This window comes from Mesorhizobium sp. UC74_2, from assembly GCF_042701485.1.
Taxonomy (GTDB): domain Bacteria; phylum Pseudomonadota; class Alphaproteobacteria; order Rhizobiales; family Rhizobiaceae; genus Mesorhizobium.
This window is the reverse complement of record NZ_CP170562.1, coordinates 398629-413515: the sequence shown is the minus strand read 5'-3', so window position 1 is coordinate 413515 and position 14887 is coordinate 398629. Positions and strand designations below refer to the sequence as shown.

Genomic DNA, 14887 nt, shown 5'->3' with positions numbered 1-14887 from the left:
TTCATTTGCCCGTCTCCTTGTGTAAAGCGGTGCCAGCAAACTCCCAAGATGGGCTAAAGCCATGGACAAGTTCACCAAGCTCACCGGCGTCGCCGCTCCCCTGCCGATCGTCAATGTCGATACCGACATGATCATCCCGAAGGATTATCTCAAGACGATCAAGCGCACCGGACTTGGCAAGGGACTTTTTGCCGAGATGCGCTTCAACGAGGATGGTTCCGAGAACCCGGATTTCGTGCTGAACAAGCCGGCTTACCGCAAGGCCCAGATCCTGGTCGCCGGTGACAATTTCGGCTGTGGCTCCAGCCGCGAGCATGCTCCCTGGGCACTTCTCGACTTCGGCATCCGCTGCGTGATCTCGACCTCTTTCGCCGACATCTTCTACAACAACTGCTTCAAGAACGGCATTCTGCCGATCACCGTCAGCCAGGAAGATCTCGACAAGCTGATGGACGATGCCGAGCGCGGCGCCAACGCCACGCTCTCGGTCGACCTCGAAGCCAAGGAAATCCGTGGCCCGGATGGCGGCGTCGTCACCTTCGACCTCGACGATTTCAAGCGTCACTGCCTGCTCAACGGCCTCGATGACATCGGCCTGACGATGGAAAAATCCAACGCCATCGCCAGTTTCGAAAAGCGCAACGCCGAACAGCGTCCCTGGGCCTGAGGCCCCACCCATAACGGCGCCCCGGCGTCCTCGCCGGGGCCTTTCGCCTCGGAAAGGCATGTTTGGCCGACCCGGCAGGTACGACAGCGGAATGGCCGCTGTCGTGACAAGGGGAGAGCCGCAATGGCACAGTTTTCACGCCTTCTGATGGCGGGCCTTCTGTCCGTCGGTCTGGCCGGAATGGCCCGTGCGCAGGAACAGACCCCTGCCGCGCAGGATGCGCCTGCCGCGACTGTTCCCGACAGCAATGCGCCTGCAGCAACCGATGGCGACGAAAAGCCGGCACCGGTGCCTTTCGCCGGCGGAACTTTCACCATCACCGAGCAGCCGGAGATGGACAAGATTCTGGCCTTTGACGGCAAGGAGATCGCCCGCGACTACGACGTCTTCTTCGACAAGATCGTGAAAGTTGCCGGCATCGACGTCGCGCTGTTCGCCGTCGGCCCCGGCGGCAATCAGTGTGGCCCCTCGGCTTTGATCACCTGGAAGCCGGAAGGCAGCTCCACGCTGCAGAGCGTGCGCGTCGACCAGGACGATTGCGGCGCGCCGCCGACGGCCGTTGCCGACAATGCCATCTATTTCGTGCCGTATCTCATGCCGGGCGACTCCAAGGATGCCCTGCAATGGTCGCCGCAGGACGGCCTGCAGATCGCGGGCCAACTGACGTACAAGCCGGAACTCAACACCGGCTGGAACGACGTCGATCCGTCGAAATACCAGAACATCATCGACGCCTTCCACAACGAGGCCGTCTACAAGGCAGCCGAGAAGCTGCTCGGTGACCAGATGGGCAATGTCGCAACCAGCCTGCTGGTTGGTGGCGGCACGGAAAAGACCCCGTCCGGCGCCTTCTACGCCAGCGGCTGCGTGCCGCATGCCTGCGGAGGCAGCGACGGTTTCATGGCGGTCGACGTCAAGAACAAGGCGCTCTATTTCGCCCAGCAGACCGACAAGCCGGAGCCGAATGCCTGGCCGGCGCTGAAGGAATGGCCCGAGGAGATCAAGGACGCCCTCAAGAAAGCATTCCAGCAACCGCAATAGCGCCTGTCGTGGCGCGCCCGGAGGACTATCGATGCGCAGACTGATCTCGACGGGCTCGCCTTTCGAAAAGACGGCGGGCTATTCGCGCGCTGTGGTTCAGGGCGACTGGTGCTTCGTCGCTGGCACCACCGGTTATGACTACACCACCATGACCATGCCGGACAGCGTCGAAGCGCAGGCTCGCAACTGCATGGAGACCATCACCAAGGCGCTGAAGGAAGGCGGCTTCGAACTGGCCGACGTCGTGCGCGCCAATTACTACATCACTGACCAGAACGACGTGGACAGGGTCTTCCCCATCCTCGGCGAATTTTTCGGCGACATCCGCCCGGCCGCGACCATGATCACCTGCCTGCTCAACAAGCCGGAAATGAAGATCGAGATCGAGGTCACTGCTTTGCGCCGGGGCGCAACAGGCCTGTGACCGTCAAACGCATCGTCGCCAACGTCGCCACGACCGATGTCGCGGCAGCCAGGCATTTCTACGGCGACGTGCTCGGTCTCGACATCCTGATGGACCATGGCTGGATCGCCACCTACGGCAACAGCGAACGCATGACAGTGCAAGTGTCGTTCGCCGAGCAGGGTGGCAACGAAACGCCGGTGCCTGACCTCTCCATCGAGGTCGACGATGTCGACGCGGTACTTGCCGGCATGAGGAAAGCCGGCTTCGCCATCGAATATGGCCCGTCCGACGAGCCCTGGGGTGTACGCCGTTTCTTCGTGCGCGACCCTTTCGGCAAGCTGGTCAATATCCTCCAGCACGACTAGACTGGCCTCAATGCCGGCTTGACCGACCAGCCGAGTTCATCAGAACGGGTAGGGCTGGCTCGGATCTTCGATCGTCAGCCAGCGCAGGTCGGTGAATTCGGCGATCGATGCCTTGCCACCGAACCGTCCGTAACCCGACCCCTTCATGCCGCCGAATGGCATCTGCGCCTCGTCGCCTACGGTAGGTCCATTGATATGGCAGATACCGGCCTGGATGCGCGCTGCGACGGCCATGGCACGAGACACGTCACGGCTGAAGACAGCCGATGAAAGTCCGTATTCGGTGTCGTTGGCGACGCGCACAGCGTCGTCCTCGCCTTTGACGCGGATAACCGGCTTCACGGGGCCGAAGGACTCTTCCGAATAGACGCGCATGGCTGGGGTGACGTGGTCAAGCAGCGTCGCCTCCATGACAGTCCCCATCCGCTTGCCGCCAGCAGCCAGCGTAGCGCCTTTGGCAACAGCGTCGGCAACCAGTTCTTCCATCTTGTCGGCCGCCTGACTGCTGATCAAGGAGCCCAGCACGACATGACCGCGAGGATCTCCGGCCGGCAGCTTCGAGGCGCGGGCAGCGAGCTTGGCAACGAATTCGTCCGCAATCTTTTCGTCGACGACCAGGCGTTCGGTGGACATGCAGATCTGGCCCTGATGCATGAACGCGCCGAAAGTTGCTGCGTTCACCGCCGCATCGACGTCAGCGTCCTCCAGCACGACGAGCGGCGCCTTGCCACCGAGTTCGAGCAACGCCGGCTTGAGGTGCCGAGCGGAGAGCTCGGCGATAATCCGGCCGACCTTGGTCGAACCGGTGAAGTTGACCCGCTTCACCGCCGGATGCGCTATCACCGCCTTGACGATTGCCGCCGCGTCCTTCGGGTCATTGGTGACGACATTGACGACGCCCCTGGGCAGGCCGGCCTCGACCAGCACCTGGCCGATCAGCCGGTGTGTACCGGGGCACATTTCCGAGGCTTTCAGCACCACTGTGTTACCGCAGGCGAGCGGCATGGCCAGCGCACGCGTGCCTAGGATGACCGGCGCATTCCATGGCGCGATACCGAGGCACACGCCGGCCGGTTGGCGGATCGCCATGGCGAACGTGCCTGGCTTGTCCGAGGGAATGACCTCGCCGGATATCTGCGTCGTCATCGCTGCCGCTTCGCGCAGCATGTTCGCGGCTAGCATGACGTTGAACTTCGCCCAGGCACCGGTCGCGCCCGTCTCCTCCGTCATCAGCCTGGTGAACTCACCGGCCTTGGAGGTCATGATATCGGCCGCCTTTACAAGCAAGGCGCGGCGGTCGCCGGGGCCGATCCGCGACCAGGCCGGGAAAGCAGCAGCGGCGGCCTCGACGGCGGCGTTGGCGTCAGCGACGCTTGCGGCAGCGGCTCGGGTCGCCAACTTGCCAGTGAATGGATCGAAACGCTCAAAGGACGCCTTTTCCGCCGCCGCCCGTTCATCACCATCGATCAGAAGTCCGATATCCATAATTGTCTCCTCGCTCGCGGTAAGCGCTGCAAAGTCAGAAGCCGAGCAGCTCGGCGTTGATTGACGCTTCAAGGCCGCCGTCGACCGGCACATTCGCACCGTTGATCCAGCGAGCGCCGTCCGAGCACAGGAACAGCACAACCGGCGCGATGTCGCTGGACGTGCCAGCGCGGCCGACCCTCGAAATATCGCTGTCGACGCGGGCGTCGCCGAGCACGGTGCGGAATTGTTTCAGGATCGGTGTCTCGACTGGACCGGGGCTCACCGCATTGACCCGGATATCGCGGCTCTTGAACAATTCCTGATGCGCGGCACGAAAGGTCCAGAGCAACAACAGCTCCTTCGAGACCGGATAGCCTTCCTCATTCTTCACCGCGTGATCGGCGATCACTTTGACCACGTCCGGGAAGCCTTCCACGCTTACCATCGAGGCTGTCCGATTGAGGTTGGCTCGCCAGCCGAAGCCCGCGATCGAGGCGACGTTGACGATAGCGCCGCCTTCGCGAATTCTTGGCGCCAGCGCTTCGGAAAGCGCACGCAGGCCATAGAAATTGACTGCAAGCGTCGGCGCAGCGCCGGTGTTTCCGGAGAGACCCGCGACATTGCAGAGCGCGTCGATGCGCTGCGGCAGCCGTGCGACGAGATCATCGATACCGGCCTTGGACGAGATATCAGCCTGGACGAAGACGCCTTTGGGTCCGGTGGGCTCGTGCCGATCTACGCCGATCACGTCGGCACCGAGTTGGCCGGCCAGTTCCGCCGTTCGAGCGCCGATGCCCGAGGCGATGCCGGTGATCAGGATCGTTTTGCCAAACAGCATGCTCACGCTTTCTCCCGATGTGTCGTTGGCGGTGCCGGAGCGGCGGTCCCGCCAGCCGACTTCCTTGAGCAGGCTGATGCCTGACGCGGTAACCGACAGAAAGCAGGCGCCAGCCAAAGCGCTCTTCCAGCGTTTCCCCAAGGCCGCCCGGCAGGAAAAGCGAGAAGACAAGCGCGGCGGCGCCAAGCCTGGCCAGGTACCAGACGCCGATGCCGCCGAACCAAATTGGCTTCGATCCTCATCGGTCACATTGCATGACGTTTTGGTGCGGTAAAAATAATATTTTGCGGTGTTTCATTAACCTATGGGTTAAGGAAGGTCGGCCGCACGGCGTCGATCGTCAGGTGTGGTGATGTTAGCGCCGGGCTGTCTTCCGCCAGGCACGAAGGACTTCGCCATGGCACCGGGCTTGCACCACAACGGCCTTGCCGTTAGCAAGGCTGCAATTCTCCGAACCCGTGGAAGGTCCTTTAGATGGCAACGAAAAAACTTCTCCTGCTCGCCGGCGACGGCATCGGCCCAGAGGCCATGGCCGAGGTCAAGAAACTGATCGCGGCGATGAACGAGAAGGGAGCCGGCTTTGCGTTCGATGAGGGCCTGGTCGGCGGCAGTGCCTACGACGCACATGGGCAGGCGATCTCCGAAGAGGACATGAGCAAGGCGCTGGCTGCCGACGCCGTGCTGTTCGGTGCCGTCGGCGGCCCGAAGTGGGACAGCGTGCCTTACGAAGTCCGCCCGGAAGCCGGCCTGCTGCGCCTGCGCAAGGACATGGAGCTGTTTGCCAATCTGCGCCCGGCGATCTGTTATCCGGCGCTTGCCGCTTCTTCCTCGCTCAAGCAGGAAGTGGTCGAGGGGCTCGACATCCTGATCGTGCGCGAACTGACCGGCGGCGTCTATTTCGGCGAACCCAAGCAGATCATCGATCTCGGCAATGGCCAGAAACGCGGCATCGACACACAGGTTTACGATACCTTCGAAATCGAACGCATCTCCGGCGTCGCCTTCGAGCTCGCCCGCACCCGTAATAACCACGTGACGTCGATGGAAAAGCGCAACGTCATGAAGTCGGGCGTTCTGTGGAACGAGGTCGTCAGTGCGACCCACAAGGCGAAGTATGCCGACGTCAAGCTTGACCACATGCTGGCGGACGCCGGTGGCATGCAACTCGTGCGGTGGCCCAAGCAGTTCGACGTCATCGTCACCGACAATCTTTTCGGCGACATGCTGTCGGACGTGGCGGCGATGCTGACGGGCTCGCTCGGCATGCTGCCGTCGGCCTCGCTCGGTGCACCGGATGCCAAGACCGGCAAACGCAAGGCGCTCTACGAGCCGGTACACGGCTCAGCACCCGACATCGCGGGCCGCGGCATCGCCAACCCGATCGCCATGATCGCTTCCTTCGCCATGTGCCTGCGCTATTCCTTCAACATGGTGGCCGAAGCCGATCGGCTCGAAGCGGCGATCGCTGCTGTGCTGGACGACGGCCTGCGCACCAAGGACATCATGTCCGAGGGCAAGATCGAGGTCGGCACCGTTGCCATGGGCAACGCCATCATTGCCAAGTTCCTCGCCTGACCAACATCCGGCCGGCCCGACAGGGCCGGCCATTCTCATGTTCGATTGTCTCTTGCAGTAGCCAGCGTTCATGCTGTAATTGAACCGATCCAATGAAATCGATCGTGGGAGATGCGGCATGCCGATCAGAGCACTGGTGTGGGGCGAGAACGTGCATGAACAGGAGAGTGCAGTCGTTGCCGGAATCTATCCGCTTGGCATGCATGGCACCATCGCGGCAGCCCTCAATCACGACAAGGACATCACGGCGGAAACGGTCGTGCTGCAGGACCCCGAACACGGCCTGACCAACGAACGCCTGGCAAAGACCGACGTGCTCGTCTGGTGGGGCCATGCCGCTCACGGCAAGGTCGACGATGCCATCGTCGAACGCGTGCAGCAGCGCGTCTGGGAAGGCATGGGCCTGATCGTCCTGCACTCCGGCCATTTCTCGAAGATCTTCAAAAGGCTCATGGGCACGCCCTGCTCGCTGAAATGGCGCGAGGCCGGCGAACGCGAACGCATCTGGGTCGTCAACCGCAACCACCCTATCGCCAGGGGTCTCGGCGAATGCATCGAACTGCCCAATGAGGAAATGTACGGCGAACCCTTCACCGTGCCGGAACCGATGGAAACCGTCTTCGTCTCCTGGTTCGAGGGTGGCGAGGTGTTCCGATCCGGCTTGACCTATCAGCGTGGCGCCGGCCGCATCTTCTATTTCCGCCCGGGTCACGAGGTGTACCCGACCTATCACCATCCAGACGTCCACACAGTGCTGCGCAATGCAGTTCATTGGGCACTGAATCCTGCACCAGCGTGGACGGAAGTGACCGAAGGACCAAATGTGCCGATTTCTGCCGCGAGGGAGCCGCTGGTCGAAAAAGGCCCCAGGCTGCACAAGGACGGCGACGAGGGCCTGCGCTGATGAAACGGCTGCTTCTGCTCGGCACCGGCGGCATCGCCGGCCAGCACATGGAGGAATTCGGCAAGGTACCGGAGTGCCGGATCGTTGCCTGCGCTGACGCCTTGCCCGGCCGCGCCGCAGCCTATGCGGAAAAGAACGGCATCGCCCATGCCTTCGACGGCCTGGAAGCCGCACTCGCCTGGGGCGACTTCGATGCGGCCATCAATGCCACCCCCGATGGCGTGCACAAGGAAACCACGCTCATGCTGCTTGCTGCCGGCAAGCATGTGTTCTGCGAAAAGCCGCTGGCTCCCAACCATACCGATGCGCTGGAGATGACGGAGGCTGCAGAGCGTGCAGGCCTGGTCAACATGGTCAACCTGACTTATCGCAACTCACCCGCCTTGCAACGTGCCCGGCAAATGGTCGAAGCCGGCGATCTCGGTGAACTGCGCCATGTCGAAGCAAGTTACCGGCAGAGTTGGCTGGTCGGAAAGGCCTGGGGCGACTGGCGCACCGCGGATCAATGGCTTTGGCGGTTATCGAGCGACCATGGCTCGACCGGCGTTCTGGGCGATGTCGGCATCCACATTCTCGACTTCGCGACCTATGGCGCCGCCGACGACATCACCAGCCTCAACGCCGAACTGGTCACCTTCCCCAAGGCTCCCGGCGATCAGATCGGGAAGTATCGGTTGGATGCCAATGACAGTGTGGCGATGACCGCGCGTTTCGCGTCCGGCGCACTGGCCACAATTCTCGCCACCCGCTACGCGACTGGCCATCTCAATGATCTGGAACTGAAGCTGCATGGCACCAAGGGTGCGCTCTGGGTGCAGACCAATGGCCGAACCTCGTCCCTGAAGGGTTGTTTCGGCAAGGACATCGATACTGTTGCCTGGAGCGATATCGCGCTGCCGGAGATCAAGCGCAATGCGCGCCGTTTTGTTGACGCCCTGCTCTCGGGCATCAATGGCGACCCGTCGTTCCGTCGCGCCACCGACATGCAGAAACTGATCGACGCCGCCTTTCTCAGCAGCAACGACAAACACCCGATCGCCATCGCTTAGCATCACGGCGCAGATGCCTTCTCCCCGGCGGCCGGAGAGAAGGCAGGGTGTCGCCTCAGAAGAACGCCTGCAGGCCGGTCTGGGCGCGGCCAAGAATGAGAGCGTGCACGTCGTGGGCGCCCTCATAGGTGTTGACCGTTTCGAGGTTCTGCGCATGGCGCATGACGTGGTAGCCGATCTGGATGCCGTTGCCTCCATGCATGTCGCGCGCCATGCGGGCGATGTCGAGCGCCTTGCCGCAATTGTTGCGCTTGACGATGGAGATCATCTCCGGCGCCATCTTGCCTTCATCCATCAGTCGGCCGACGCGCAATGAACCCTGCAGGCCAAGCGCAATATCCGTCTGCATGTCGGCGAGTTTCTTCTGATAGAGCTGCATGCCTGCCAGCGGCTTGCCGAACTGCTTGCGGTCGAGGCCATACTGACGGGCACGGTGCCAGCAATCTTCCGCAGCACCCAAGGCACCCCAGGAGATGCCGTAGCGTGCACGGTTCAAGCAGCCGAACGGACCCTTGAGGCCGGAGACGTTAGGCAACAGCGCATCTTCGCCAACCTCAACGCCTTCCATGACGATCTCGCCGGTGATCGAGGCACGCAGGGAAAGCTTGCCGCCGATCTTTGGTGCCGACAGGCCCTTCATGCCCTTTTCCAGCACGAAGCCACGGATCTGGTTGTCATGCGCGACGGATTTCGCCCACACCACGAACACGTCGGCGATCGGCGCGTTGGAGATCCACATCTTCGAACCGGAGATGCGGTAGCCGTCCGCCGTCTTTTCGGCGCGGGTCTTCATGCCGCCCGGATCGGAGCCGGCATCCGGCTCGGTCAGGCCGAAGCAGCCGATCCATTCGCCGGAGGCGAGCTTCGGCAGATATTTCTTGCGCTGTTCTTCCGAGCCGTAGGCGTGGATCGGATACATGACCAGCGACGACTGCACGCTCATCATCGAGCGGTAGCCACTGTCGATGCGCTCCACTTCGCGGGCGACAAGGCCATAAGTGACGTAGTTGGCGCCAAGCCCACCATACTCTTCCGGAACGGTGATGCCGAGCAGGCCGGCTTCGCCCATCTCACGGAAGATCGCCGGATCGGTCTTTTCTTCCATGTAGGCGTCTTCGATGCGCGGCGCGAGCTTGTCGGCCGCGAACGCCGCCGCGCCATCGCGGATCATGCGCTCGTCTTCCGAAAGCTGGTCCTCGATGAGGAACGGATCGTCCCAGACGAAGGCGTTCTTTTCGGCAGCCATGCATATTTCTCCCAGAATGCGCGGAATTCCGGGCTTATCGACCCCCGCCCCGAAAAAAGCAAATGAAATTGCCTCAGAGATCAATGACGATTAGTAATGAATCATGAGTGTGCAACGCCGCCTTTTGCCAACCACTGGAGCGCTTGCCGCCTTTGAGGCGGTGGCCCGGCTCGGCTCCTTCACCGCGGCGGCCCAGGAGCTCGCGCTGACGCAAGGTGCCATCAGCAGGCAGATCAAGCTGTTGGAGGATCAGTTCGGCAAGCGGTTGATCGAGCGCGATAGCCGCAATGTCCACCTCTCCCCCGAGGGTGAGATCTACGCCGAAACAGTGCGGTCAGCACTCGGCCAGCTTCGCGAGGCAGCGCTTGGATTGATGAGCAATCGGCATGGTGGTGTTCTCAACCTCGCTATCCTGCCAACCTTTGGCACCAGATGGCTGATGCCGCTGATCCCGGAATTCGTCGAGCAGAACCCCGACATCACCATCAACTTCGCCACCCGCATTGGCCGTTTCGATTTCGGCCGCGAACGGATGGACGCCGCCATTCATGTCGGTCAGCCGGACTGGCCGGGCGCGACATCGACCCTGCTGATGCGCGAGGAAGTGGCGCCGGTCGCCGCTCCCGAGTTCCTGACTGCAAATGCAGTGACCGAACCGCGTGACCTTGGCCGACTGCCGCTGCTGCACATGGCCTCGCGTCCCGGCGGCTGGGCCGAGTGGTTCGAACACCAGGGGCTGGCCACCCCCACGGGCCCCGGCATGCAGTTCGAGCAGTTCTCGACCGCTGCCCAGGCCTGCATCGCGGGTCTGGGCATTGCACTGTTGCCGCTGTTCCTGATCACGGGCGAGTTGCAGCGCGGCCAGTTGGTACCCGCCCCCGGCCGCGCCATGCAGAGCCGAAGCGCCTATTACCTGGTTGTGCCCAACGAGAAGCGCCTTTACCCGCCGGTCGCAGGCTTCCGCAACTGGCTGCTTACCAAACTTCCGCAGAGCACGGCGACTGAGCGATGACGGGCGAGATCATCCTCGGCATGGACGATTTGCGCGCAGTCACTGCCTTCGCCGCCGGAAGTGCCGCCGAGGTGCTGGAAATCTATGAGGCGTCACACCCTTCGGACCACCGTCCCCGCGATGCCATCGAGGCAGCCAGGGCATTCGCAGGCGGAGACCGACGCGGCAAGGCACTGCGCGATGCGGCCTGGGCGGCACTCAGGGCGGCACAAGAAACCGAAGAGGCAGCCGTCGACCAGGCCGCGCGGGCTGCGATGTGCGCCGCCTCGGCGGCCTATCTTCACCCGCTGGCACGCTCCACGCAGGTCAGACACATTCTTGGCGCCGCCGCCCATGCAGCACACGCAACCGAGCTTGTGGCCGGAAATGCAGCGGATGCGGCAGCCGGGCATCTCAGGCACGCCGTCGACCATGCGAGCCCCACGGTCATCGCGGTTCTGCGCCGCTATCCTTCGGCGCCACCCGGTGGAGGACGCGTGGGGGAACTGCTCCGCATCCTCGACCAGGCACTCCGAGCCGAAACACAGATCGGCCCGGCAACCGGCAGCTGAGAAGCGCGTCACACCATCCTTGCGAGCGCTTCGAAGAACTCGACATTGTCATGATCAAGCGGATCGTCGACCGGCGTCGGCTGTGACGACATCTTGACGATGACCACCTCGCTTGCCGGATCGACGAACAACCATTGGCCATGGATGCCGATGCCGCAATAGGAACCCTTGCCGCTCTGGTACCACTTGTTGCGATAACGCCCTTCGGCAAACAGATGTGCGAAGTCGCCGCGCTTCCAGGCCTCGAGGCTGCCTGCGGTCGTCGTATCACGAACCCAGGCTTCCGACACGACACGCTTGCCATTGGCGACGCCACCCTGGCGCATCATCTCGCCGACACGGGCAAGGTCGCGCGGTGTCATCGAGACGCCGCCGGCGGTCCTTGCCGTACCCACCCGATCGACCGTGATGGCGCCTTCACCACAGGCGCCAAGAGGCCCCCACAGTTTTTCGGCGAACAGCTCCGGCACGCGCTTGCCGGAAGCGCGCTGGACAAGAACGCCGAGCAGATCGGAATTCGGCGAACGGTAGCGGAACACCTCGCCATGCGGTTCGGGCCTGCGCTTGATCGACAACAGGAACTCTTCCAGCCCTTCATCGCCGCCGCCCGGATTCCACAACGTCGCCCGCCGATAGCGGGCGAAGGAACTTTCAGGATCAAGATAGGCTTCCTCGAAATCGAGGCTCACCGTCATGTCAAGCACGTGGCGCACAGTGGCATCGCCATAGGCCGAACCGGTCGCCTCCGGAATATAGGCCGTCACCGGTGCTTCCGGATCGAAGTGCCCCTCGCCTTCCAGGATGCCAGCCAGGATTGCGGTCAGCGACTTGCTGATCGAAAAGATGATATGGCGATTGCCGGGCTGCATATGCGGCGCGAACCAGTCGCCGATAAACCTTCCGCCCTTCATCACGGTCAGCGCATCGGCACTGGAGCGGTCGAGGAATGCCGCGACGGTTTCGGTTCCCCTGGAAAGCGAAAGCCTTTCACCCAGCAGACCGCTGAAATCGGCCGTGACCGGTTCTGTGCCCGCTGAACCTTCGATGCGCGCACTTGGCACCAATTCGCCGACATTCTGGAACGACCAGCGATTGAATGGCGCTGTGCGCCAGCTAGCGAGGGCGACATCACTGCGACGGAAGCCGTATGCTTCCTCGAATTTTGTCGGATTGGTCATGTCTTGTCCTTCCTGGCTGGCACGCATGGCACAGATGGATCCGCGATCGTCGGTGCCATTTTCTGTATTGGTTGATCTATCGAGCGGAGGAGCCCAGTTCCGCCGCAATTGCCGCGATCGCCTTCAGCGTCGCCACGGCATAAGGCGTGTTCGAGAAGTCCGGGAACGAGGACAGCTTCACCGTCACCATCCGGCTGTTCCAGTCCACATGGATGAGCTGACCAAAAACGCCGCGGCACATGAGCGCGCGCGAGCGCGGATCCTCGATCCAGAACTGGTTGCGATAACTGCCTTCCGGCAGGCTCTCGGAGAAGTTGTCGCCATGCACACCATTCCTGGTCGCCTCGATCCAGTCAGCGGGAACGATGCCGGCACCATTGTCGAGGATCATCTGGCCGAAACGCGCATAGTCGCGAAGCGTCGCGTTGAACCCGCCATCGGCCAGCGCGTAGCCGGCGCTGTCCACGGTGAAGCACGCGCTCTCTTCCGCACCCAGCTTCTGCCACAGCTCTTCCGAAACGAGCTCAGCCAGCCTGCGCCCGCTCACGCGCTCTATGACAAAGGCCAGCACATCCGTCTCGATGGAGCGGTATTCGAAAGCGGCACCGTGCGGCCGCAAGGTCTCCTTGAAGCGCAGGATGAGTTCCCACACATGCGTCGGCCACGGAAAAGCTGGATCGCTGCCCGGCGGCACCGGTTTCCAGCCGGAAGCGACATCCACCTGGCCAATGTCGGAATAGCGATCGGTATAGGCTTCCGAGAACTTCACGCCGGTCGTCATATCGAGCACGTGCTGGACAGTCGCGCCCGCCCAGCCGGTTTCCGCCAATTCGGGAAGATAGTCTGTCACTGGCTTTTTCGGATCGATCTGGCCACGGCCGACCAGGATGCCGCAGACTACCGCCGTAACCGACTTGGCCATCGACTGCGACAGATGCAGCGACCGCGGCGTCATGCCATTGAAGTAACGCTCATAGGCAATTGCGCCGTCCTTCAAGAGCAGGAAGCCGTCGGTATAGGTCTCGTCAAGCAGACCGGCGAGCGTCGAGGCGCCGCCAAGGCTGTCAGTCACCGGCAGACTGTCGAGATCTGTCTCGGCGTATGGTAATTCGCTCACGGGACCATGGCCGCGCCAGACCTCAACGGTCGGCACGATCTGGCGCATGTTCTGGAAAGCCCAGCGGTTCCACGGCGCCCTGTCCCAGTCGAGCCGGGGCGGCACCAGCACTGGCGGCGAGCCTTGCATGATCAATGGATGGGGATCGCTGTTGCGGTAGGGCTGCATGGGAAGCGCCTCCTGCGACATTTTCCGAACTTTTGGGACTACTGGCATGCCGGCAGTCGTCGCTAGCTACCGGACGTTTGGAACGTTCCCGTTTCTCACGGAAACGCTCCAATTCGTGTTTTCAAGCAATTCCGGACGGGAAAGCGCTTTTCCCGGAATTGTTCCAGGACCGCTTACTTGCGCAGTTCGGTCCAGATCTTCTTGTAAAGCGCGTCAGCCTCTTCCGAACACATCAACGCCATGGTGCCATGCGGTTTGGCTTCTTCCGGGACGACGATCTCGGGCGCATCGCGCATTTCGGCCGGCATGAATTTTTCCGAACCCGCAACACCGTTGGCATAGCGGTGGTAGGCGGAAAGTCCGGCCGCGACTTCAGGATCCATGATGAAGTTCTGGAACAGCTTCGCATTCTCGGTGTTCTTGGCATCCTTCAGAACCACGACATTGTCGGACCAGTAAGTGAAGCCTTCCTTCGGATAGCCGTAATGGACCTGCGGATGCGCGAGACGGATGCGCAGACCGGCGCCGTTCCAGGTGGACGAGGCCTTGAAATCGCCGGCGCCCATCTTGTCGACGGCGCCATATTCCATGGCGATCCAGTTCGGCTTGGCAGCCGTCAGCAGGTCGCGCACCTTCTTCAGCACTTCCTTGTCGGCCGTGCATTGCTCGCCGCCGACATAGCGGATGGCGGCGGTCATCACATCCTTCATCTCGGGAACGACATTGACCTTGCCCTTCAGCTCGTCCGGCGTCTTGAAGAGGATGTCCCAGGTGTTGATATCGCCCTTGTAGACATCTGTGTTGACGACAACGCCGACCGTGCCCCAGGCCCATGGCACCGAATATTTGCGACCGGGGTCGAAGTCGGGATTAGCCCATTCGGGCGCGATGTTCTTGAAGTTCTCCATGCCGCCTGGATTGGTCTCAAGCAGCAGGCCTTCCTGGATCCAGATCGGCAGGTGCGTTTGTGACGGCACCACGATGTCGAAGCCGGAGCCGCCCTGGCGGACCTTGGCCAGAGCCGTGTCGTTGGAATCGTAGTCGGTGATGGTGACCTTCACCTTGTACTTGTCCTCGAACTTCTTGATCACATCCGGGTTGGTGTAGTTGCCCCAGTTGTAGATGTTGAGCTCACCTTCTGCGCGGGCCAGGCCCGTCGCTGCAAGCAGCGCCAGCGCCGCAGTGGCGGCAAACAATCTCGAGTTCATGACAAGGGCTCCTTCTTCCAATCTGCGATGTTCCTGCCTGCTTCAGGCAAAAAGCTTGTAGCGGCCGGGGCCGATTTGTCGGCCCCGGCTTCGTC

General features: G+C 62.2%; 15 protein-coding genes. 9 read left to right on the top strand and 6 right to left on the bottom strand.

Going from position 1 to position 14887, the window contains the following annotated elements; all coding sequences use genetic code 11:
• Window positions 1-61 precede the first annotated feature (61 nt).
• From leuD to ACFJIU_RS02050, 4 genes are all read left to right on the top strand, one after another.
• Window positions 62-667 carry a 3-isopropylmalate dehydratase small subunit gene (gene leuD / locus ACFJIU_RS02065; protein ID WP_129413575.1) on the top strand — a complete coding sequence of 202 codons (606 nt, stop codon included), beginning with the start codon at window positions 62-64 and terminating at the stop codon, window positions 665-667.
• 123 nt (window positions 668-790) lie between these two features.
• Window positions 791-1708 (top strand): hypothetical protein, encoded by a 918-nt coding sequence (locus ACFJIU_RS02060; RefSeq protein ID WP_379067059.1) that lies wholly within the window; start codon window positions 791-793, stop codon window positions 1706-1708.
• 31 nt (window positions 1709-1739) lie between these two features.
• On the top strand, window positions 1740-2132 hold the full coding sequence (locus ACFJIU_RS02055; RefSeq protein ID WP_379067057.1) for a RidA family protein: 393 nt from the start codon (window positions 1740-1742) through the stop codon (window positions 2130-2132).
• Window positions 2129-2479, top strand: a complete 351-nt coding sequence (locus ACFJIU_RS02050; RefSeq protein ID WP_379067055.1) for a glyoxalase superfamily protein — start codon at window positions 2129-2131, stop codon at window positions 2477-2479. The genes ACFJIU_RS02055 and ACFJIU_RS02050 overlap by 4 nt, the downstream gene beginning before the upstream one ends.
• A 39-nt stretch (window positions 2480-2518) precedes the next feature.
• Here ACFJIU_RS02050 and ACFJIU_RS02045 read toward each other — a convergent pair whose 3' ends face one another.
• A complete protein-coding gene (locus ACFJIU_RS02045) occupies window positions 2519-3964 on the bottom strand; it encodes an aldehyde dehydrogenase (protein ID WP_379067053.1) in 1446 nt (481 codons plus the stop codon).
• A gap of 34 nt (window positions 3965-3998) precedes the next feature.
• Window positions 3999-4784: a coniferyl-alcohol dehydrogenase gene (locus ACFJIU_RS02040; protein WP_379072908.1), complete on the bottom strand. Its 786-nt coding sequence runs from the start codon at window positions 4782-4784 to the stop codon at window positions 3999-4001.
• 474 nt (window positions 4785-5258) lie between these two features.
• Here ACFJIU_RS02040 and leuB point away from each other — a divergent pair, with 474 nt between their 5' ends.
• The 3 genes from leuB to ACFJIU_RS02025 all read left to right on the top strand — a co-directional run bounded on the left by leuB (window position 5259) and on the right by ACFJIU_RS02025 (window position 8312).
• Window positions 5259-6359: a 3-isopropylmalate dehydrogenase gene (gene leuB, locus ACFJIU_RS02035; protein WP_379067051.1), complete on the top strand. Its 1101-nt coding sequence runs from the start codon at window positions 5259-5261 to the stop codon at window positions 6357-6359.
• A gap of 118 nt (window positions 6360-6477) precedes the next feature.
• Complete coding sequence (locus ACFJIU_RS02030; protein ID WP_379067050.1) at window positions 6478-7263, top strand: ThuA domain-containing protein; 786 nt, start codon at window positions 6478-6480, stop codon at window positions 7261-7263.
• Window positions 7263-8312 (top strand): Gfo/Idh/MocA family protein, encoded by a 1050-nt coding sequence (locus ACFJIU_RS02025; protein WP_379067048.1) that lies wholly within the window; start codon window positions 7263-7265, stop codon window positions 8310-8312. Before ACFJIU_RS02030 ends, ACFJIU_RS02025 begins: the two co-directional genes overlap by 1 nt.
• Before the next feature lie 55 nt (window positions 8313-8367).
• Here the strand turns inward: ACFJIU_RS02025 and ACFJIU_RS02020 are convergent, their stop codons facing one another.
• Window positions 8368-9558: an acyl-CoA dehydrogenase gene (locus ACFJIU_RS02020; protein WP_379067046.1), complete on the bottom strand. Its 1191-nt coding sequence runs from the start codon at window positions 9556-9558 to the stop codon at window positions 8368-8370.
• Window positions 9559-9661: 103 nt separating this feature from the next.
• On the opposite strand from ACFJIU_RS02020, the gene ACFJIU_RS02015 reads away from it, so the two are divergent.
• On the top strand, window positions 9662-10570 hold the full coding sequence (locus ACFJIU_RS02015) for a LysR family transcriptional regulator (RefSeq protein WP_379067044.1): 909 nt from the start codon (window positions 9662-9664) through the stop codon (window positions 10568-10570).
• Window positions 10567-11121: a putative immunity protein gene (locus ACFJIU_RS02010; protein ID WP_379067042.1), complete on the top strand. Its 555-nt coding sequence runs from the start codon at window positions 10567-10569 to the stop codon at window positions 11119-11121. The genes ACFJIU_RS02015 and ACFJIU_RS02010 overlap by 4 nt, the downstream gene beginning before the upstream one ends.
• A gap of 8 nt (window positions 11122-11129) precedes the next feature.
• On the opposite strand, the gene ACFJIU_RS02005 is transcribed toward ACFJIU_RS02010, so the two are convergent.
• From ACFJIU_RS02005 to ACFJIU_RS01995, 3 genes are all read right to left on the bottom strand, one after another.
• Window positions 11130-12299 carry a serine hydrolase domain-containing protein gene (locus ACFJIU_RS02005; protein ID WP_379067041.1) on the bottom strand — a complete coding sequence of 390 codons (1170 nt, stop codon included), beginning with the start codon at window positions 12297-12299 and terminating at the stop codon, window positions 11130-11132.
• A gap of 76 nt (window positions 12300-12375) precedes the next feature.
• Window positions 12376-13584, bottom strand: a complete 1209-nt coding sequence (locus tag ACFJIU_RS02000) for a serine hydrolase domain-containing protein (protein ID WP_379067039.1) — start codon at window positions 13582-13584, stop codon at window positions 12376-12378.
• A gap of 173 nt (window positions 13585-13757) precedes the next feature.
• Window positions 13758-14792, bottom strand: a complete 1035-nt coding sequence (locus ACFJIU_RS01995; RefSeq protein ID WP_379067037.1) for an extracellular solute-binding protein — start codon at window positions 14790-14792, stop codon at window positions 13758-13760.
• Window positions 14793-14887 lie beyond the last annotated feature (95 nt).